This is a genomic window from Salibacter sp. (assembly GCF_031581065.1).
Taxonomy (GTDB): Bacteria; Bacteroidota; Bacteroidia; order Flavobacteriales_G; family Salibacteraceae; genus Salibacter.
The window spans coordinates 15236-35337 of sequence record NZ_JAVLBN010000016.1 but is presented as its reverse complement, the minus strand read 5'-3'; the positions used below and the strand labels follow the sequence as shown (position 1 = coordinate 35337).

At 40.1% G+C, this 20102-nt stretch carries 17 protein-coding genes; 10 read left to right on the top strand and 7 right to left on the bottom strand.

Annotated features, from left to right (window positions below; translation table 11 throughout):
• The first annotated feature begins 107 nt into the window (after window positions 1-107).
• The 9 genes from RI557_RS05845 to RI557_RS05805 all read left to right on the top strand — a co-directional run bounded on the left by RI557_RS05845 (window position 108) and on the right by RI557_RS05805 (window position 10907).
• Entirely contained in the window at window positions 108-1226 is a 1119-nt protein-coding gene (locus RI557_RS05845) for a DNA polymerase III subunit delta' (RefSeq protein WP_310682697.1), read from the top strand.
• A gap of 60 nt (window positions 1227-1286) precedes the next feature.
• The gene (locus RI557_RS05840; RefSeq protein ID WP_310667512.1) at window positions 1287-2597 is read left to right on the top strand and encodes a regulatory iron-sulfur-containing complex subunit RicT; all 1311 of its coding nucleotides are present in this window, start codon (window positions 1287-1289) and stop codon (window positions 2595-2597) included.
• A complete protein-coding gene (locus RI557_RS05835; protein WP_310667513.1) occupies window positions 2578-3057 on the top strand; it encodes a gliding motility lipoprotein GldH in 480 nt (159 codons plus the stop codon). The genes RI557_RS05840 and RI557_RS05835 overlap by 20 nt, the downstream gene beginning before the upstream one ends.
• Window positions 3054-5381 carry a transglycosylase domain-containing protein gene (locus RI557_RS05830; protein WP_310667514.1) on the top strand — a complete coding sequence of 776 codons (2328 nt, stop codon included), beginning with the start codon at window positions 3054-3056 and terminating at the stop codon, window positions 5379-5381. Before RI557_RS05835 ends, RI557_RS05830 begins: the two co-directional genes overlap by 4 nt.
• Before the next feature lie 3 nt (window positions 5382-5384).
• On the top strand, window positions 5385-6083 hold the full coding sequence (locus tag RI557_RS05825) for a CoA transferase subunit A (protein ID WP_310667515.1): 699 nt from the start codon (window positions 5385-5387) through the stop codon (window positions 6081-6083).
• Window positions 6084-6092: 9 nt separating this feature from the next.
• Window positions 6093-7916: a hypothetical protein gene (locus RI557_RS05820; RefSeq protein ID WP_310682686.1), complete on the top strand. Its 1824-nt coding sequence runs from the start codon at window positions 6093-6095 to the stop codon at window positions 7914-7916.
• Window positions 7917-7962: 46 nt separating this feature from the next.
• Complete coding sequence (locus RI557_RS05815; protein ID WP_310667517.1) at window positions 7963-8619, top strand: 3-oxoacid CoA-transferase subunit B; 657 nt, start codon at window positions 7963-7965, stop codon at window positions 8617-8619.
• A 205-nt stretch (window positions 8620-8824) separates the two neighbouring features.
• Window positions 8825-9556, top strand: a complete 732-nt coding sequence (locus RI557_RS05810; protein ID WP_310667518.1) for a glycosyltransferase family 2 protein — start codon at window positions 8825-8827, stop codon at window positions 9554-9556.
• On the top strand, window positions 9528-10907 hold the full coding sequence (locus RI557_RS05805) for a hypothetical protein (RefSeq protein ID WP_310667519.1): 1380 nt from the start codon (window positions 9528-9530) through the stop codon (window positions 10905-10907). The genes RI557_RS05810 and RI557_RS05805 overlap by 29 nt, the downstream gene beginning before the upstream one ends.
• Here RI557_RS05805 and RI557_RS05800 read toward each other — a convergent pair.
• Genes RI557_RS05800 through RI557_RS05790 form a run of 3 tightly spaced genes read right to left on the bottom strand, consistent with a single transcriptional unit; the run spans window position 10904 to window position 13481 of the window.
• The gene (locus tag RI557_RS05800) at window positions 10904-11620 is read right to left on the bottom strand and encodes a 3'-5' exonuclease (RefSeq protein ID WP_310667520.1); all 717 of its coding nucleotides are present in this window, start codon (window positions 11618-11620) and stop codon (window positions 10904-10906) included. The two genes, RI557_RS05805 and RI557_RS05800, sit on opposite strands and share 4 nt — an antisense overlap.
• Before the next feature lie 6 nt (window positions 11621-11626).
• Window positions 11627-12028, bottom strand: a complete 402-nt coding sequence (locus RI557_RS05795; RefSeq protein ID WP_310682684.1) for a hypothetical protein — start codon at window positions 12026-12028, stop codon at window positions 11627-11629.
• A gap of 7 nt (window positions 12029-12035) precedes the next feature.
• A complete protein-coding gene (locus tag RI557_RS05790; protein WP_310667522.1) occupies window positions 12036-13481 on the bottom strand; it encodes a family 16 glycosylhydrolase in 1446 nt (481 codons plus the stop codon).
• 271 nt (window positions 13482-13752) lie between these two features.
• Between RI557_RS05790 and RI557_RS05785 the strand changes: the two genes are divergently transcribed.
• Entirely contained in the window at window positions 13753-15033 is a 1281-nt protein-coding gene (locus RI557_RS05785) for a glycosyltransferase family 39 protein (protein WP_310667523.1), read from the top strand.
• Here the strand turns inward: RI557_RS05785 and RI557_RS05780 are convergent.
• The 4 genes from RI557_RS05780 to RI557_RS05765 form a co-directional block, all read right to left on the bottom strand.
• Window positions 15021-16187, bottom strand: a complete 1167-nt coding sequence (locus RI557_RS05780; RefSeq protein ID WP_310682681.1) for a serine hydrolase — start codon at window positions 16185-16187, stop codon at window positions 15021-15023. The genes RI557_RS05785 and RI557_RS05780 overlap by 13 nt on opposite strands.
• A 55-nt stretch (window positions 16188-16242) precedes the next feature.
• Window positions 16243-16950, bottom strand: coding sequence for a lipoyl(octanoyl) transferase LipB (gene lipB / locus RI557_RS05775; protein ID WP_310682679.1), 708 nt, complete (start codon window positions 16948-16950; stop codon window positions 16243-16245).
• Window positions 16950-17933: a bifunctional phosphoglucose/phosphomannose isomerase gene (locus tag RI557_RS05770; protein WP_310667526.1), complete on the bottom strand. Its 984-nt coding sequence runs from the start codon at window positions 17931-17933 to the stop codon at window positions 16950-16952. The genes lipB and RI557_RS05770 overlap by 1 nt, the downstream gene beginning before the upstream one ends.
• A 198-nt stretch (window positions 17934-18131) precedes the next feature.
• Window positions 18132-20102, bottom strand: a complete 1971-nt coding sequence (locus RI557_RS05765) for a TonB-dependent receptor domain-containing protein (RefSeq protein WP_310682677.1) — start codon at window positions 20100-20102, stop codon at window positions 18132-18134.

Below are 20102 nucleotides of genomic sequence, written 5' to 3'. Positions count from 1 at the left end.
GTCTAACAAAAAGTGACAAGTTTAATTTTCAGAACTCAATAAACCATAAACTTTAAACTCGTAAACACTTGTATCATTTGCTGTTCTAAAATATTACTTTTGACCCCATGCAATACGATGCTGTAATCGGGCAAAGTGAGTTGAAGGAACGCCTTCAAAAATCAGTACGTGAAAACCGAATCAGTCACGCTCAACTTTTTGTTGGGCCTGAAGGAAGCGGAGCATTACCGATGGCTGTCGCATATGCCTGTCAGGTTCTGACCGAAAACAGTCAAAACCCTGAAGCAACAAGCAAAAAATGCGAAAAGCTCACCCACCCCGATTTACATTTTTGCTTTCCTGTAAACACGACTAAAAGTGTTAAAAAAGATCCCAGGTCGAGTCATTTTTTGAAAGAATGGCGAGAAGCTTTGCTAACCAATCCATACCTCAACCTGTATCAATGGCTCAACAAATTGGGCATTGAAAATAAACAGGGAATTATTGCCGTGAGGCAAGCCGAAGAAATTCAGCAGGATTTGGCCCTCAAAGCTTTTGAAGCGAGTTATAAAATTATGATTTTGTGGATGCCGGAAAAGCTCCACGAAAAAGCGTCAAATAAACTGCTCAAAATTATTGAAGAGCCGCCACAAAAAACGCTTTTCATCCTGGTAAGTGAAAATGCCGAACTGCTTTTACCAACAATTATTTCTCGAACACAGATTACGCGAATTCCCAGACTCAGTTCTGAAGAACTAAAAGATGCACTCATTAAGCGCCATAACATGGATGAAGCAAGTGCTCAAAGTGCTGCTTTTCTCTCTGAGGGCAATTACCTGGAAGCATTGCGAATCCTCAACAGTAGCAATGAAGAAATGTCGTTTAAATCGACCTTCCAAAACTGGATGCGCTCCCTCTACACAAAGGATATTTACGAGGTGATGGATTTTGTGGAGCAAATTGCCCGCGTGGGTCGCGAAAGGCAAAAACATTTTTTAACATACGGATTACACATTTTTCGAGAGAGCTTAATGGCCAACTATGCCACAAAAGACCTTGTTCGCACATCAGGAGATGAAGCCAACTTTGTTGAGAAGTTCTCTCCCTTTATTCATGCAGGAAATGCATTATCGTTTGCATCTGAATTTGAAGAGGCTATATATCACATTGAACGTAATGTGAATGCCAAAATAGTTTTCACCGACTTGTCGTTAAAGTCGATGAAACTAATAAGAGTCAAGGCTTAGATTTGGTGTAAAACCCGAATGCCTTACCTTTGATTACGATTAATAAAATACGAACTCATTATGGGATGTGGAAGTTGTTCATCTGGCGGAGGAACTCCGGCAGGTTGTGGAAGCAATGGTTCGTGTGTTACCGGAAGTTGCGGAAAATTAGAGGTTTTTGACTGGCTCTCAGGAATGGAGTTGCCTAATGGTCAGAACCAATTCGATATAATTGAAGTAAAATTCAAAAACACACGCAAAGAGTTCATCAGGAACTCGAAGCAGTTAGAACTAAATTACGGAGAGCCTGTTGTGGTGGAAGCTGCATCAGGATACGATATAGGCACAGTTACCTTGACTGGCGAACTCGTTCGCATTCAAATGCAGAAAAAAGGCATAAAGCCTGATTCGCGCGATGTGAAAAACGTGATAAGAAAGCCCAGCCAGGCCGATTTAGACAAATGGACAGAAGCCCAAAAAGAGGAACGTCCAACAATGCTCAGGTCACGGTCAATTGCCAAAGAGCTCAAGTTACAGATGAAAATCAGCGATGTCGAGTATCAGGCTGATCGTTCAAAAGCAACTTTCTTTTATACCGCTGACGATCGTGTCGATTTTCGTGAGTTGATCAAAATTCTGGCTGATCAATTCAAACTCCGCATAGAAATGCGCCAAATCGGAGCCAGGCAGGAAGCCGGCCGATTGGGCGGAATTGGATCATGCGGTCGCGAACTTTGTTGCTCTACGTGGCTTACTGATTTTAGGAGTGTCTCAACAAATGCAGCGCGTTACCAGCAGTTATCCATCAACCCCATGAAGCTTGCCGGGCAGTGTGGAAAGCTCAAGTGCTGTCTCAATTACGAGTTAGACTCCTATCTCGATGCGCTCAAAGATTTTCCTGCTACCGAGACAAAACTCGAAACGCAAAAAGGGCTCGCTGAACATCAAAAAAGCGATATTTTCAAAGGCATCATGTGGTACAACTACCCTGATGACCCGGGTAAGTTTTACTGCCTCACGAAAGATCGCGTTAAAGAGATCATTCAACTCAACAAAAAAGGCGAAAAACCTGCTGATTTAACCGACTTTGAATTAGTAGTTGAGGAAAAAACTTCAGAAGTTGATTACGCGAATGTTGTTGGGCAGGACAGTCTCACTCGCTTCGATAAAAACAAAAAGCGCGGTGGCAAGAACAGACGGAGAAAAGGTAACCGAAAAGGAGGTAAGCCTCAACAAAAAGCTAAGGGAAACCCAAAACAAAATAAAGGCGGAAATAAGCCACCTGAAAATCGTAAAAAAGGCGGTAAAAAGCCCTACAACAAAAAAGGCAGAGGCAATAACCCAAAAGGAAAAAGCCCCAACAACAAACCAAATGGCGAGAACAAGAAATAAGGTAATCAGCTTGCTGAGTGTTGTTTTGGCTCTGACCATTACGAGCTGCAACGACAATGCTGTTTTTCAGGATAGTGTTGAAATGAAAAAAACCGTTTGGCACTACAATGAACCTGCAGAATTTGAGTTTTCTATGAAAGACTCCATCAACCACTATGACATGTTGGTGAACATCAGAAACGGAACAGATTACGCTTACAACAATATGTGGCTTTTTGTCACTTACGAATATCCTAACGACTCCATCCTCACTGATACTGTTGAATGTCCGCTCGCTTATTCAAATGGCGAATGGATAGGATCTGGAATTGGTGATGTTGTGGATAATCTCGTGATGTTTAAACAAGATGTTCGCTTCCCCAGGGCTGGTAACTACAAAGTTTCAATCCGGCACGGGATGAGAAATGATGATCTAAAAGCAGTTCACAGTATTGGGTTACGAGTTCAACGCGCGTTATGACAGAGAAAAAGAAAGAAAAAAGGAAAAGTAGTTACGGGAAATACATCCTGGCTTTTTGGCTGATCTATTTTACAGGCTTTGCTGTAACAGCCGGTTATTTCCTCGCCCTAAGCCGAGATATGATTTGGGAACTTCCCTCATTTGAAGAGCTCGAAAATCCCCAAACAAACCTCGCAAGTGAAATCATCTCCACTGATGGCGAACTCATAGGGAAATACTTTAGCGAGAACAGAACGCGCATCGATTTTGAAAACATTCCTGACCACATGGTTGAGGCATTAATTTCAACTGAAGATGAGCGCTTTTACCAACATTCAGGAATTGATGTACGAGGCACGGTCAGAGCCGTAGCATTCCTCGGAACCAGGGGTGGAGCATCTACCATTTCGCAACAATTGGCGAAACAACTCTACCATGAGCCGGCAGCAACAATCATTGAGAGACTCAAACAAAAAACGATGGAGTGGGTTATTGCAACTCAGCTCGAACGTCAGTACACCAAAGAGGAAATCATCACGATGTACCTCAATAAATTCGACTTCGTTAATAACGCAGTTGGCGTTGAGTCAGCAGCGGATGTTTATTTCAACACATCAGCAGACTCACTTTCACTACCCGAGGCAGCTACACTCGTGGGAATGGCAAAAAACCCATCTCTTTTCAACCCAAACCGCAGGCCAGACACAACTCTATTTAGAAGAAATGTTGTTTTTGGCCAAATGCTCCGCAATAATGCTATTACCCAACAACAATTCGATTCACTGGCTCAGCTCCCTCTCGGATTAAAATTCAAACGGGTTGATCACTCAGAGGGTATGGCGCCTTACTTTAGAGAGGTTCTGAGGATGAAACTCAAAGAACTCTTCAACGAAAAAAATGAAGATGGCAACTACAAAATAGCCAAACCGAACGGAGATCCATACAGCATTTACAGCGATGGTTTAAAAATTTACACAACTCTTCACAGCAGGCTACAGGAATATGCCGAGTGGGCTGTGAAAAAACATTTGAGCGGAGAGCTACAACCCGATTTTTGGAATGATTTGGAACGAGTGAAGAGAGCTCCGTTTGCCAATAATGTTAGCGAAAATCAAATCAACAGAATCCTTCAGCAGGGAGTGCGCTGGAGCGATCGTTACTATCATTTAAATCAACGTGGTGTTGAAAAAGACTCCATTGAATGGTACTTCAATCAACCCGTTGACATGACAGTTTTCAGTTGGGATGGACCAATTGACACCGTCATGACACCAATGGACTCAATCCGTTATCACAAAAGTTTCCTCCATGCCGGACTCATGAGTCTCGACCCTAAGTCTGGTGAGGTGAGAGCCTGGGTTGGCGGAATCAATCACAACTATTTCGCTTACGATCACGTGGTTCAGGGAAGGCGCCAGGTTGGTTCAACATTTAAACCATTCGTTTACGCACTGGCGATTGAAAATGGGTTGAGCCCCTGCAAAAAGGTTCCCGATATTCCCGTAACTTTCAAAAAGGGAACCTGGAATATGCTCAGTGATTGGACACCTTCCAACTCTGATACAACTTACAAAGGAGAAATGGTAACGCTCAAATTCGGATTGGCAAACTCCATGAACAACATCACGGCCTGGGTAATGAAACAATACGGCCCTGTAGCAGTAATTGAATACTGTAGAAGACTCGGCATTACGAGTCCGCTCGATACAGTTCCTTCACTTGCACTAGGGGTTGCGGATATTTCCCTTTATGAAATGGTCGGAGCCCACGCCACATTCGTGAATGAGGGAATTTGGCAAAAGCCGCTTTACATCACGCGAATTGAGAATAAGAGCGGAGCAGTAATCAAAGAGTTCATGCCCAAAACACGAGAAGCGATGAGCGAACAAAACGCTTACACAATGCTCGAATTGATGAAAGGTGTAACAATGGGCGCAGAAGCCCCTGACGGGCGAAGAAGAGGAACAGGAATCAGGCTCCATTTCGACAGACCTTATGCAAATATCCCGTGGGACAGACCAATAGCCGGTAAAACAGGTACTACTCAAAACAACTCTGATGGTTGGTTCATGGGCTCAACTCCTGATTTAGTTACAGGTGTTTGGGTAGGTGCTGAAGACAGAAGTGTTCACTTTAGGTACACCTCAAAAGGTCAGGGAGCCAACACGGCTCTTCCAATTTGGGGTTACTACATGAATAAGGTTTGGGCCGATTCTGCACTTGGGATAAGCACGGGAGATTTCAAAAAACCCGAGAATTATAACATGATTTTGGATTGTGATAAGTACAATCAATCAAATGTCGATATATTTGGTGATTCAGATAATCAAGGTTTCAATAAATAGTGTATGATCAATAAAGTTGTTAAAGACGCTGACGAAGGAGTAAAAGGAATCAAAGACGGAATGACGCTTATGCTTGGAGGTTTTGGGCTTTGTGGTATTCCTGAAAATGCAATTACTGCACTCAAAAAGGAAGGGGTGAAGGATTTGACCTGTATTTCCAATAATGCGGGTGTTGACGATTTTGGCCTCGGTCTTTTACTGCAGAGCAAGCAAATCAAAAAAATGGTTTCTTCTTACGTGGGTGAAAATGACTTATTTGAAAAACAAATGTTGAGTGGCGAACTTGAAGTTGACCTTGTTCCGCAAGGCTCTTTAGCTGAACGCACGAGAGCAGGAGGTGCTGGAATCCCGGCTTTCTTCACTCCAACCGGCTACGGAACAGAGATAGCTGAAGGCAAAGAAGTTCGCTGGTTCAACGGTAAACCGCATATTCTGGAATCGGCTCTCACCGCAGATTTTGCCTTTGTGAAAGCATGGAAAGGCGACAAAGCCGGCAACCTTGTTTTCAAGGCGACTGCCCGTAACTTCAACCCTATTATGGCTATGGCAGGTAAAATCACTGTTGCTGAAGTTGAAGAACTCGTTGAGCCGGGAGAACTCGATCCAAATGAAATACACACTCCGGGTATTTTTGTGCAGCGCATTTTTGAAGGAACTAATTATGAAAAACGTATTGAGCAAAGGACGGTAAGAGATAAATAACCTCAGCAAATGCAAAGCACATCTAAGATTGAGCAATATTTAGCATTTGCTCTTTTTGCATCGGTTTTCGTTTATCTGATTGTTAGGGCTGTGAATGTTCAACTGGTTCACGATGAAGTGGTGACCTATTTCATTTACATGCACCATGGAAACTGGTGGCCGTTTAAAAACTACGTGGATGCTAACAATCATTTGCTCTTTTCAGCATTGGGAAACCTGTTTTCCTCAATTGTAGGACATCATTTGCCGCTTACTCCGCGAGTTCCTTCATTGCTCGCTTTCCCTGTCCTGGCAATCTATTCGTGGAAAATTGCCAAGTGCTTCGGTACATCACTTTTTAACCGATGGTTATTCATTATTCCGCTAGCCACGGCACCTTATTTCATTGAATTCTTTGCTCTTGGTAGAGGGTACGGATTATCAATGGCATTTCTCATAGCTGGTGTTTTTTACCTGCTCCGGTTTTTACGCCATTATCAAATTCACCAATCCTATCTGTCACTACTGTTTTTAACACTGGCACTTTACTCAAACCTCACCCTCATTTTCATTGCCATCATTGCATTTAGCCTCATCGCTTTTCAATGGTTTGCCACTAAAAAAGAGCGCCACTCACAGCTACTTCTTCAATTTGTCCTTTTTGGAATCACAACCGGATGGGCTGTTTGGTACAGCCTTCAACTGAAAAGCATCAATAAGCTCTACTACGGCTATGTTGATAGTTTCGTACAAAAAAGTTTGGGCTCGCTGAGTGAACTTCTTCTTTTCACGAAAGAGCCGGCTATTTTGTGGGCTCTGACCATCGTGTTTCTCGCAATATTTGTGTTTGCCATTGTTTATCTGTTAAAAGGCAACATCGGTCAGAACCTGAAAAGCCGACCCACAGTTGCATTTCCGGTGTTGTTTGGCGGATCAATCTGTGCAATTTTACTGGCTAACCTAATTCTCGATGTCAGATTTCCTTCAGATCGGGGATTGCTTTATTTTTTCCCGCTATTCACAGGTAGTTTGTACTTCATTGTGCAAAAGCTGAACCTCAAGGTTGTGAGTATTCCACTTCTTGCAATAATGATTTTGTTTCCGGTTTCATTAGCTCTGGATATGAATACAACTCACTCATTGTTTTGGAACCAGGAAAGAATAAAACCCGCATTTCATCAAAAAATTGACTCCTACATTGAAAATAACGAGTTTCCTCCACCAATTGGTGGCAAATCAATTTTAGCTACGGTTTGGTCTGTTTCAAAACCCCAAAACACTACTTATGTCACTGATTTGCAATCAGGGAATATGGGTTTTTATCCAGACTCAGTTGCTACATTCCAGTTAGCAGATACGAGTGAGTACCCATCAATACTGAGGCACTACACCGTAATTGATCACGACTCCTTATCAAGCCTTTCATTGCTCAAACGCAATCAAAAACTCGAGAAAACATTTGTAGAGGATACCACATACACCAATATAAAACGCGAACAAATCTATACTGATATTTTCAAGGGTATTGATAGCTCTACTATTGGGAAAGCGGTTTTACTCGAAGCTGAAATCACCCTAAAAACAAACACATTTACTACAGATTTACAGGTCATTGCAAGCGCCCAAAAACCGAGCGGTGAAATCACCTACTTTGAAGGACTTCCTTTTGACCTAACAGCTGGTGAAATGCAGAATGGCAAAACAGTTCGCTTGAGTATGTACATTCCGCGAATTATGGATCCGACCAAAAGTGGTTTTTACATTCTCAACAAAGAGAAAAGAACTTTTGAAATAATAGACCTCAATGCTTCCCTATACACCTTAAACGAAACTCAAAATATTCATGCTCAATAGGCGAAATTGCGTAAATTCGTAGTTCGCAACAGAAAAGCAAAAACTTATGTCTTTAGATAAACACGGTATAGCAAAACGAATTTCACAGGAACTCGAAAACGGGATGTATGTTAACCTGGGGATAGGTATTCCTACCCTGGTTGCCAATTACGTACCCGATGAAATCAATGTGGAATTTCAATCAGAAAATGGTGTTTTAGGAATGGGGCGTTTCCCCACTGAAGAAGAGGTTGATGCTGATTTGATCAATGCCGGTAAACAAACCATTACTACGAAACCCGGAGCTGTGTTTTTTGATTCAGCAACCAGTTTTGCCATGATTAGAGGTCAGCACGTGAACCTAACTGTTTTGGGTGCTATGGAAGTTGCCGAAAACGGAGACATCTCAAACTGGAAAATTCCCGGCAAAATGGTCAAGGGTATGGGCGGAGCTATGGACTTAGTTGCTTCTGCTAAAAACATCATTGTTGCGATGATGCACACCAATAAACGAGGCGACTCAAAACTACTCAAAGCCTGTACGCTACCAATTACAGGTGTTGCTTGTGTAAACAGAATTGTTACCAACTTAGCTGTAATCGATATTGTTGAGGGTGGCTTTAAGCTTGTAGAAAGAGCTCCGGGAGTTTCTGTTGAAGAAATTCAGGAAGCTACTGAAGGCAAGTTAATCGTAGATGGCGATATCCCTGAAATGAACATATAGATTCTCACAAAACATTGAATTTGACAGGGGGTGTATCAAAAAGCGCCTATGAGATAAAAAAAGTAGGTGTTTGTAAGATATAAATATACTCTTTTCAGCTATTTCAACTTCATCAAAAGCTTTTTAAAACCGAAAAATGTGAGATTTTTCGGTTTTGATACATTCCCTTTTATTTTCTTTGCCGTTTAACCTTTAAAATTACCCTGTGAAATTAAGCGTTTTAATCCCAGCATATAACGAGGCTGCAACGATTCACGTCATTCTCGACAAGGTTAGAGAAGTGAAACTGAAAGGAGACGTTGAAAAAGAAATCGTTATTGTCAATGACGCCTCTAGTGACAACACATCTGATGTTGTAGAGGCTTACATCGAAAAACATACAGATTTTGACATCAAGCTCTACAATCAGCCTTACAACATGGGAAAAGGTGCTGCTATTCACAGAGCCATCGAAGAAGCACAGGGCGACTATGTTGTGGTTCAGGATGCTGATTTAGAATACGACCCTGAAGAATACAACATTTTACTCAAGCCTATACTCAGCGGCTTTGCTGATGTGGTTTACGGGTCCAGGTTTATGGGCGGACAACCCCATCGTATTTTATTCTTTTGGCACTCTTTAGGAAACCAATTTCTCACTTTCCTCTCGAACATGTTTACCAATCTCAACCTCACAGATATGGAAACGTGTTACAAGGTTTTCAAAGCTTCAACCATCAAGCAATTAAACCTCACAGAAAAGCGTTTTGGCTTTGAACCTGAAGTGACAGCTAAAATATCGAGAGTCCCAAAAATCAGAATTTATGAAGTGGGAATCTCCTATTACGGCAGGACTTACGAGGAAGGAAAAAAAATAGGCTGGAAAGACGGCTTTAGAGCAATCTACTGCATCTTAAAATACAACATATTTGACAAGAAAGTTTTCAAACATCAGTAAAGCTCCCCGCTCATTTTCAGTGGTTCTGATCATGAGTATTCTTCTTGTGTTCACAGTGCTCAACATCGGGCACTGGAAGCGTGGCGGTGTCATAGTTTCTGATATTCAATCTTACTACTCTTACCTCCCGGCAATTTTTATTTACGATGACATCTCGTTTCAATACAAGTTTGATGAAAACACACCCGATGTTGTAAAAAACAACCTCTGGTATCTCGAAACACCTGATGGTGAGCCGGTACAAAAAATGTCGAGCGGGTTAGCGCTACTGTACTCACCTTTCTTTTTTATAGCAAATTCAACCGCAGAGTCACTTGGTTACGACCCAAATGGATATTCTCCTCCTTACCAACTCGCACTAACCTTATCCTCTGTTTTTTACGCAATCGTAAGCATGTTCGTCATGCGGGCTATTTTGATGAGATTCTTTAGCGACACAACCTCAGCAACAACCATAGCAATTCTCTATGCAGGAACAAACCTCTTTTATTACATCATGAATGAAAGCGCAATGAGCCACAACTACAGCGTTTTCATCATTACACTTATCATCTACTCAACCCTAAAATGGGGCGACTCTATAAACATCAAACGCACCTTTTTCACCGGCTTGCTTTGCGGCCTGGCAGTTTTGGTCAGACCCATAAATGGTCTCGTGGTGCTTTTCCCGATTATCTATTTCCTGGTCAGATCCGGAAGCATAAAAGACGGAATTGACTCACTCCTCGATTCAAAAGTGCTTTTTCCCGCATTTTTTGGAGGATTTTTAGGCATACTGCCACAACTCATTTACTGGAAAGTAGCGACCGGAGATTGGATCTATTATTCGTACAATGAAGAAGGTTTTTTCTTTTCAGATCCCGAATTTTGGAAAGGACTATTCAGCTTTAGAAAAGGATGGCTCATTTACACTCCATTGATGATGTTGGGTTTAATCGGTTTGATACCGCTCTATAAAAGACACAAAGCGTTAGCTGTTCCAACTATCGTGATTTTACCGATTTACATGTATGTGATTTTCAGCTGGTGGTGTTGGTGGTATGGCGGCTCTTTTGGAATGCGGGCAATGATTGATATGTATCCGTTTTTAGCTTTCGGGCTGGCAGCATGTGTCCACTGGGTATTGAGCCAGAGGAAAACGGTTCTGACCGTGAACTTTTACGCTCTAATTGCTCTTGGAATTGGCCTCAACCAGTGGCAAACATATCAATACAGGAAAGGAATTATTCACTGGGATGGCATGACAAAAGAGGCGTACAAGGCAGTTTTTTGGCACGACAATTACCCACCAAATTACGATTCATACATTCAGCGGCCAGATTATGACGCTGCAAAACGCGGAGATCGCTAAACAAAATCGATGTTTTCTTCGTCAATGAGGTTTTCTCTTTTGAATTTAAGGAACAACTGAACGGTTGTTACCACATCTTTTTGGCAGTATTCTACAATTCTTTCGAGGTTATTTTCTTCGTAGTAAACGCCTCTCACTTCGCTTCCGTCAATATCGTCTTTTGGAGTTGGGATGTTGAAAATGTGTGCCAACAATTCCAGTGAAGTATAGCTTTTCCAATCGCCAAACTTCCAGAGTTCCATAGTATCGAGATGGCGAACTTCCCAGGGCTTTTTCCCTGCAATATCGAGTAGATTGGGAAGTTTTATACCATTGACGAGCATCCTCCTGGCGATGTAAGGAAAATCGAATTCTTTACCGTTGTGGGCGCAGAGTAAATGTTGTGGCTCGTTGAAGTGACTGTTTAATAAATCGGCAAAGTTTTGGAGAAAATCTGTCTCTGAATCGCCAGAGAATGAAGTTATTCTCAAACGTTTTCCGTTTGTTGTGTTGCGCATAAAACCAACTGAGATGCAAACGATTTTCCCGAACTCTGCGTAAATTCCGGCTCTATCGTAAAGCTCATCAGGTGTTTCTTCATCGGTTTTGAGTCTGTTTGCTTTTTTGGTCCACAGTGCTTTTGCCGGATCTGACAGTGAATCGAATGTTTTTTCTTGTGGGACTGTTTCAATATCGAGAAACAGAATGTTTGTTGTATCGATTTGTTCTAACATAAATGGTTATTTTATGAGTATTCCTCCTTTTTCCAGAACTGGAATTGTTATGTGCTCATCGCTTTCAAATGCATGGCTGGAAAAGGTGAATTTTTTATCGTAAAGTGTGTTCCCGTCATAAAAGCTCAACCAAAATTCATTGGTGAGTTTGTGGAGTTCTTCAGGAATTTGCTCTGCTTTTTGGGCTGTGTGAGGTTCCATGTTTAAAAGCTGCCTGCGGAGCACTGAGGTTTTCACATCTTCATCCTGGCGGGTACTATATCCTTTTGATGTTAGAAGTAATGTGTCAATTTTGGATTCTCTTGTATTGATGATATAGGCATTCCACACATTTTCACCTTCGTCTTTTTCCCTGACAATTGCCATGTGTACTTCATCATCTTTGGGAAAATGAATGTCTTTTTTCATGGTTAAATTACTTAATTATGACTAATGGTTTAGATATCGGTATACCTGTACTTTCCTGAATGTAAAGCACGTTATATACTCCCTGATTCAAATATGATAGGTCTAGTTTTACTTCACAAGATTTTTCATCAATTTCTATAGTGTTCATTGAATAACCATTGGGATTAATTATATAAATTTTCCCTGAGTTACATAATTGTCTATCAACCTGAATTGTGATCTTTCCATTTGAGGGATTAGGAAAAACCGAAACCCTATCTTCTAAGCTTAATTTTGGTTTAGTGTTGCATATTTCAGGATAATGCTTAAAGTTAATATCTGTGTCAGAATTCGTAAAACCTTCTGGAAGTCTTTTGCTGGATACAACTAAAAGCTTAGTATTTTCAATCTTTAAATTTTCAAAAAGCTCAACACTATCAGTATAGGCTACATTAAAAGCATTTGGTTCTATACTTTCTAGCAATTCGTTTACTTTATTCACATTATTAACAAATTGACAATCAACTTGCTTGTAAAATTTAAAGTAATCAACATCAAAGCTTTTGGGAAGTGAATTACTCTTTGGCTCATTGCTATTAGATTGAACAGCCAAATTCATTATTACGTGAAGGTATTCCTTTTTTGGGAAAGCTTTATTTAACAAATAGGGTTCGAAATCTTTTAAATTATCACAGTAAATTGGTTGAGTAGACAAAGAAGTATACTTTGTCGTTCTTCTCTTTAATTGACCATCAATATACCACTCAATGTAAGTAGGTTTCCATATCAAAGTGAATGTATGGAATTTTTTTGAAAAGTCTATGTCACTATTCCAATCGGAAATACAGTTATATACATTACCTTTCGAATACTCGTGATGTAAATTGAAGTTTGGCACCCTTGCTAACTTGTCAAAATCAACATTCCCAAAAAGGTCATGTTCGTTCCAAAACTCAAAAATATCTATCTCATTTTTACCTGGTCCTTCAAAAAGCCAAAAAGCAGGCCACATGCCTTTTGCTTTAGGTATTTTACACCTAATTTCATATTTCCCATAACCGAAGTTAAATTTGGAAAAAATCATTCCAGAGGTAAAGTCAAAAGTTCTTTTATTCCTATATCCGTCATCTATTATTTTATTATCTGGGTCATAAGGAATTGCTCTTCTGACTACTCTTTCCCTCTTAGCTATTAGGCTTAAAACTCCATTATTAACCTCAACATTCTGACTCTTATAATATTGCTGTTCAGGGTTCTCAACTAAAGACCTCCCCCAGGGATATTCAAATTGCCATGTATTTTCGTCAACTATAGTAGAGTCAAAATTATCTTCAAATACCAAAAGATATTCATTATTAGAGCATTCTGGATTATTGATCAAACTAACAACATCACCATTACATAACTGTGAAAAGCAATGATTAATAGTTAAGAAACAAATACATACTAATATGTATGAGTTAAAATATTTCATCTTTTATACTTCTTGTAGTTCGTCTTAGAAACATTTTAATTCATTGTAAATAATATGACTAATCTAAACATAAAACTGAATTACTACATTTGCTATCCTTATGTAAAGAAAGAACTGCCTGGATTTTACCCAGTTTAAGATGCTGAAAAACAAGTTAAACAAACTAATGTCTATCAGGGGCCTAATATTGATCTTTTTCATTCTTAGGCTGTTCAATATAACAAACCCTCCACTTGAAACCGGCCATAACTGGAGACAAGCGCTTACAAACATGATTGCCAGAAATTTTTATCAAGGTGAGTTTTCCTTACTTTACCCTAAGATAGACATGGCTGGAGCACTTTCTGGTATTATCGGATCTGAATTTCCATTATTTAATGCTCTAATCTATTTATGTTTTGAAATATTTGGTTTCGAGCATTGGTATGGCAGACTAATTAATCTAATCATTTCTTCAATTGGTATTTATTTCTTTTTCAAAGTTCTGAAGGAGTTATTCACTTCAAGAATCGCATATTATTCAACAATTATTCTACTGTGTTCTATTTGGTTCTCATTCTCAAGAAAAATAATGCCAGACACATTTAGTGTTTCACTTGTAATTATTAGCTTATCCTCTTTGATACAGTACATTAGAGAAAGCTCTATATCTAATCTTGTTTATTTTATTATTCTAGGGAGTCTTGGTTGCTTGAGTAAAATTCCAGCAATTTCTTTACTCTCACCTTTAATTATTATTTTTTTCATTCCATCAATTAACAGAAAAAAAAGAACTTTTATTTCATTTGCTGTTTTAATAGTCGCTTTCATTACCGCGCTTTGGTACTTTTATTGGGTACCACATTTAACAAGCACATATCAATATGAATTATACTTCCCAAAAACTTTAGCTGATGGCTTTCTAGAATTAAAGAATCATATACCCGATCTATTTAAACGATTCTATTTTAGTGCATTCCTATCTTACATAGCATTTGTTTCATTTATTATTGGCGCTATCTTCCTTGTAAAAGACAAAATGTATTATGCTTTATCTGGATTGTTAGCCGCTTTTATCATTTTTGGTGTGTTCATTATTAAAACCGGTGCTGTTTTTCCAACTCACAATTACTATATTATTCCATTTGTCCCTTTCATGGCTTTTACTGCTGGTTATTCAGTTAGCAAAATCTCAAATAAATGGGCAGCTGTAGTTTGCACTTTAATATTCGTTGAAGCTATTGCCAATCAACAGCATGACTTTTTTATTAAAGATGAAAATAGATACAAATTGAAATTGGAAAAAATTGGTCAAAATACAATTGACGATAAAGAACTGATTGTCATAAATGGTGGTAAGTCTCCACAGTTAATTTATTTTATAAACAAAAAAGGGTGGTCTGTTTCTAATAAATTTCTGGAAGATCCCACTAAAATCGACTCTCTAAAATCACTTGGAGCCCAAAAACTTATCATTGATAAAAAAACTTCAACAATGAATTATCCTTTCAAAAAGGCATATAACGGAGAACATTTTGAGGTTTACGACTTGCTGGAACCTCAAGAGCTGTAGTTCTCCAAAGCAAAGTCTAACCAGTATTCTACATCTTTTGGCAGTTCAAACTTGCCTCGCTTTTGACGGTTTCTTCCTAATCTGACAACCATTAAATCTTTGTCCGGAATCACGATAACATATTGACCTTTGAGTCCGCGCATGTAGAAGAAGTCAAAGCTCTCTTTGTAGTTGAGGTGGGTCCACCACTGATAACCGTACCGGTAATTTGGTTCGCCATTCGTTTCGTTGAGCCAATCTGCCGGCTTTACTGATTTTGAAACATATTGAGGCGGGATGAGAGTGTCACCATTCCAAACTCCATTGTGTTCATAAAGTTTACCAAAGCGGGCAAAGTCGCGTGCATTTGAGTTAAAGCAACAAAAAGCTTTTACATGTCCGCCTTCATGATCTTTACTCCACAAAGCAAAGTTTTTGGCGCCCATCGGTGTCCAGAGTTTTTCTTCAGCGTATTCACTGAGGCTTTTCCCTACGGCTTCCTCTACAACAAAAGCCAAAAGTTGCGAAACACCACTTTGATAGCTAAATACCTCTCCGGGGTTTTGAGTTACTTCGTACTTTTTATTGAGCTCCCAAAGATCCTGACCGTAATTGGCTCTACCCGGATAAGAAAACGGGTTGATATAGCTCTCATCAAAATTGATTCCGGCACTCATTGTCAATAAATGCTCAATGGTCAGATCCGCAGCTTTCCCTTCACAATACTGCGGAAAAAAATCGCACACTTTTTGATCTACTCCCTCTATATAGCCTTCTTCAATTGCTATTCCTGTGAGAGCTCCCACTATGGACTTCGCCATACTAAAAGAGTTAGAATGAGATGTGGGGCCAAAATTATCCCAATACTGTTCGTGACAAATTGAGTCGTTTCGGATAACGAGATAGGCAACGCTTCCAAGTCTTTTGTGTGCTTCAACATATTCTTCTCCTAATTCGTGGGAATTGTAGTCGCGGGCCAGCGGCCACTTTTGGATCTGACCGGTAGTATTGCGAACGGTATCGTTGACAAACTCAGGGTATTCATCAATTGACGGACTCATTTGTCCTTTAAAAACCGTCATTTTGAGAACGGTATAGATGTAGGTATTATTTGTTAGCACCAACGTGAAATGTGCTGCAACCAACACCAAAACGATAATAATGAGCTTTTTCATTTTCTTAAAACGACTGGTTTGGGGTAAAGGTAAAAAAGGATTTGGTTGATTTTGACTATTCTACAAACTCAACCTCAAATAAATTTGAAAAGTGTTTTTTGATTTTGTGTTGTACTTCTTGAACTGGGAGTTTTTCACCGAGTTCGCGCTCCATTGAGGTAACGTCTTTGTCGTCAATTCCGCACGGTACAATATTGTTGAAGTAATTCAAATCTGTATTCACATTAAACGCAAAACCATGCATTGTTACCCAACGTGATGTACGTACACCCAATGCGCAAATTTTACGAGCTTTATCTGATTCGGGATCTAACCAAACACCCGTATAGCCGGGGTAACGATCTCCTTTGAGGCCGTAGTCTGCCATGGTTTTGATGATCACTTCTTCCAAAGTGCGTAAATAGCGATGAATATCTGTGAAAAACTGGTCGAGATCTAGAATAGGGTAGCCAACAATTTGCCCCGGACCGTGATACGTGATATCTCCACCTCTATTGATTTTATAATATGTGGCCTTTTTTTGTTTTAAGCCTTCATCATCAATAAGCAAATTATCTGCCGAACCGCTTTTGCCGAGCGTGTAAACATGAGGGTGTTCGCAAAACAAAAAGTGATTCTCAGGTAACTGACCAGCAGAATCACTTTCGTGTTTACGGTTATACATTTTCAAATCGATTGCCTTTTTGAAAAGGCTTTCCTGAAAATCCCAGGCATCTTTAAAATCGATTTGACCCAGGTTTTTAAATAAGACCTTTTTTGTCATTACAGCTTAGAGAGTTCACCTTTAAGATGGTTGATCACTTCAATTTCAACAGGATCAACACCGTTTAGTTTAGACAAATAAAGGGAACACCAGTCTTCGAGATGGATGTGATAAAGTGAGCGCTGAATTCGCGTATCACCTTTACTCCAAATGTGATGAATATTTGAGGTGTATTTTTGTATGATTCCTTCATTGATATCAAGCCTGGTTCTGTTGCGATCGAGTTCATCTTCGTTACGAAGGAAAACCACTGAGATATCACCTTTTGCTCCGGCCCAGCCTACGAGTTCGTTGTGGTTCATCTCTGGAATAACCTGGCTATTGCACAACATTTTGCTGTTTTCGTTGAGTTGTTGGCGCATTCTTACACCAATTCCGGCATAACCATCGAGTGAATAGATGTAAGGTAAGGTATTCTTTAGTCCGTTAGCAACATCTTTTGCTTCACGCATAATTTCTTTTTCGTTGAATTCAAGAATATCGCGTGTTGTATTGATCTCTTTTTCGATATCAACATTGGCAAGGCCGTAATGATTGAAAAGGAAAAGTTGCTGAACCAGTGAATAAGCCAGCATAGCACGTGGCGGATTTCCCCCAGGTACCTTTATAATATTTCCATCGACATTTTCAACAATTTCTTCGAGCTTGCCGCCACTTGTTATGGCAGCAATTTGAGCACCTTTCGCAATTGCTTTTTCCGTTGCCGAAAGTGTTTCTTCAGTATTTCCTGAGTAGGAGGACGCAATAACCAGTGTGTTTTCATTCACAAAGCCTGGAACTCCATAGCCTTTATTCACTACTATTGGAGCCTGACAGGCATCACTCAACCAGTCTTTAATGATTGTTCCGCCAATTCCCGAACCGCCAAGACCAGTGATTAGTACGTTTTCTATAGGTTTTTGAGAAGGTTTTAAGTTCGCTTTTTGTCCAATTGTTAAAGCCTCTTTCAATTGATTGTTGAAGCCGGCTATTAAGGATTCCATCTTGATTTTGTTTTATGATTAAAGCAAAGAAAATGTTTTTACGGTCAGAACCGAAAAATATATCGACAAAATCATGCATCTGTACTCATAGATAGCATATTTCTAATGTTTTATTAAAGAGGTTTAAGCAATCATTTAAATTAAGTATGAAATAACTTCATTTAAACTATGTGCTATAAAGTTGTATTTTAACAATCATCAAATACTAAACCTGAAGCCTATTTTCACCCATCTCCCGGGCAACTGAACGTTACCGATATCTACATAATCCTGATCAAAAAGATTTGAAACCTCTCCATAAAACGAAACTTGCTTATAGCGATAGCGCAACCTCATGTTCATTAAAAATACAGGATCAAATGGCGTTTCTCTCATTTCTTCAGCGTTTCGGTATCCGCCAACTCGATCCTGATAGCTGCCATTAACAGTCAGTTGAAACCCGGCATACTCTTTAGATGTCAAAGCAATATCGGCTTTGTGTTGGAGGAAGTCGAGCACGTAACTCGACTCAAAATCACGACTGGTGGTATCAGCCATGAGGTATGTGTAACCGGCTCTGACCGAAAAAACAGGGAAATTCTCTCCCAGTAGCTTGTGAATATTGAAAAACCCATTGAGCTCTGCACCGTTGATATTAACCTCGGTTATGTTTGCCGCATACGCTGTGTCAGAATTGTTGTAGCGAATCCAATCGATCAGGTTTTTCCCCTCTCTGCGGAATGCAGCAACGTGGCCGCGAAACCACGATGACACAAACTTGGTCCCAAGCTCATAATTCATACTTTTCTCAGGCTCAAGTGTGAGACTACCTACCGAGTTTCCTCCTTCATAGTAGAGGTTAGTAAATGACGGAAACCGCAAACTCCGGCTCCATGAGGCATAAGGCTGAAAGTTTTTGTTGATCTTATAACTCACATCAACGCCCGGAAACCACTCGTCATCAAACTGTGAATTGATGTTGTACATTGTTCCCATCGACACGAAAAGCTGTTTCCACTTAAAATTGTGCTCGATATAAGCACTGTAGTTTTCACGCTCGTCAAATTGGGTAAATTGGGCATAAGATGGTTCGCGCGGGACAGCTTTTGGTTCAGCCAAATCATGCCCCAACACATTGCTGTAAATTTCTTCTTTGCGGTATTCAACCCCTACACTTGTTTCACCCAGCTTCCAGGTATGTGCTACGTTTAGGTCAGATCCATAAGCAACAGTTTGGTGGTAATTATGCCCCGTGTACCACGAGGGAACAGTGTCGTTTCCCATCACAAACCTTCCGTTTCCAGTTCTTTGGTAATAATCAAGTCCTTCACGGTAAAGCTCAAAACGATCGTGATGTTGGCGGTAGTAAGATCTCAAACGGATATGCGTTTTATCAAAATCGTATTCTGCTGTGAGCGAAGAAAAATAAGTCCTTGTTTTCTCAAACTGGCGAGGAAAAGTTGATGTATAAAAGTTTTGAGCTCCAAATCCTTTATCCATAAAGCCCGCATTCACCATTAAGCTGAGTCGATTCAAATCAGCTTCACTCTGCCAAAAAAGATTGGTTCGCTCGAAATCCGTATTCTCAATGTAACCGTCAGATCCGGATTTACTTGCCGAAATCCTGTGAGAGTGATTTTCAAAAGCTGTTGTTGCCGTAACCCCGGCCTGGTAAAAGTTGTATTCCCCACCAGTTACAGATCCTGAAACGGTATTTTGATCTGCATTTTCAGTGATAATATTGATCGCCCCCGCAAAAGCTGAAGTCCCGTAAATTCGGCTCGCTCCACCGTGCAGGATTTCAATACGCGAAACATCCTCTAACCGAACCGGCAAATTCATGTTGTGATGCCCTGTTTGCGGATCTGACAATTTCACTCCATTGAGCAAAATAAGCGTCTGCTCAAATGTTGCCCCCCTCAAACTTATGTCGTTTTGAACATTGTAAGGCCCGCGTTGCTTGACATCTACGTTTAATGCAAATTCCAGCAACTCCTCAACCGTTTGAACAGGTGCCTGCTCTATCTCCATTTTATCAATTGTCGTGACAACCCGTGCAGATTGATCAAACTGTTTTGCTGAACGTTTTTCGGTTATTGTAAACTCTTTTAGCTGAGTGGTATCATTAGTTTGCCCAAGACTAAAAGAACTAATTAACAAACCAATAGAAGCTATAACGGGGGTTTTCAT

Bases quoted from the DNA above. Each gene is read 5' to 3' on its own strand.
- RI557_RS05815 (WP_310667517.1), top strand. From the start codon at position 7,963: ATGTCTTTAGATAAACACGGTATAGCAAAACGAATTTCACAGGAACTC.
- RI557_RS05835 (WP_310667513.1), top strand. From the start codon at position 2,578: ATGGCGAGAACAAGAAATAAGGTAATCAGCTTGCTGAGTGTTGTTTTG.
- RI557_RS05825 (WP_310667515.1), top strand. From the start codon at position 5,385: ATGATCAATAAAGTTGTTAAAGACGCTGACGAAGGAGTAAAAGGAATC.
- RI557_RS05785 (WP_310667523.1), top strand. From the start codon at position 13,753: ATGATTGCCAGAAATTTTTATCAAGGTGAGTTTTCCTTACTTTACCCT.
- RI557_RS05830 (WP_310667514.1), top strand. From the start codon at position 3,054: ATGACAGAGAAAAAGAAAGAAAAAAGGAAAAGTAGTTACGGGAAATAC.
- RI557_RS05790 (WP_310667522.1), bottom strand. From the start codon at position 13,481: ATGAAATATTTTAACTCATACATATTAGTATGTATTTGTTTCTTAACT.
- lipB (WP_310682679.1), bottom strand. From the start codon at position 16,950: ATGACAAAAAAGGTCTTATTTAAAAACCTGGGTCAAATCGATTTTAAA.
- RI557_RS05845 (WP_310682697.1), top strand. From the start codon at position 108: ATGCAATACGATGCTGTAATCGGGCAAAGTGAGTTGAAGGAACGCCTT.
- RI557_RS05800 (WP_310667520.1), bottom strand. From the start codon at position 11,620: ATGTTAGAACAAATCGATACAACAAACATTCTGTTTCTCGATATTGAA.
- RI557_RS05765 (WP_310682677.1), bottom strand. From the start codon at position 20,102: ATGAAAACCCCCGTTATAGCTTCTATTGGTTTGTTAATTAGTTCTTTT.
- RI557_RS05780 (WP_310682681.1), bottom strand. From the start codon at position 16,187: ATGAAAAAGCTCATTATTATCGTTTTGGTGTTGGTTGCAGCACATTTC.
- RI557_RS05820 (WP_310682686.1), top strand. From the start codon at position 6,093: ATGCAAAGCACATCTAAGATTGAGCAATATTTAGCATTTGCTCTTTTT.
- RI557_RS05795 (WP_310682684.1), bottom strand. From the start codon at position 12,028: ATGAAAAAAGACATTCATTTTCCCAAAGATGATGAAGTACACATGGCA.
- RI557_RS05840 (WP_310667512.1), top strand. From the start codon at position 1,287: ATGGGATGTGGAAGTTGTTCATCTGGCGGAGGAACTCCGGCAGGTTGT.
- RI557_RS05770 (WP_310667526.1), bottom strand. From the start codon at position 17,933: ATGGAATCCTTAATAGCCGGCTTCAACAATCAATTGAAAGAGGCTTTA.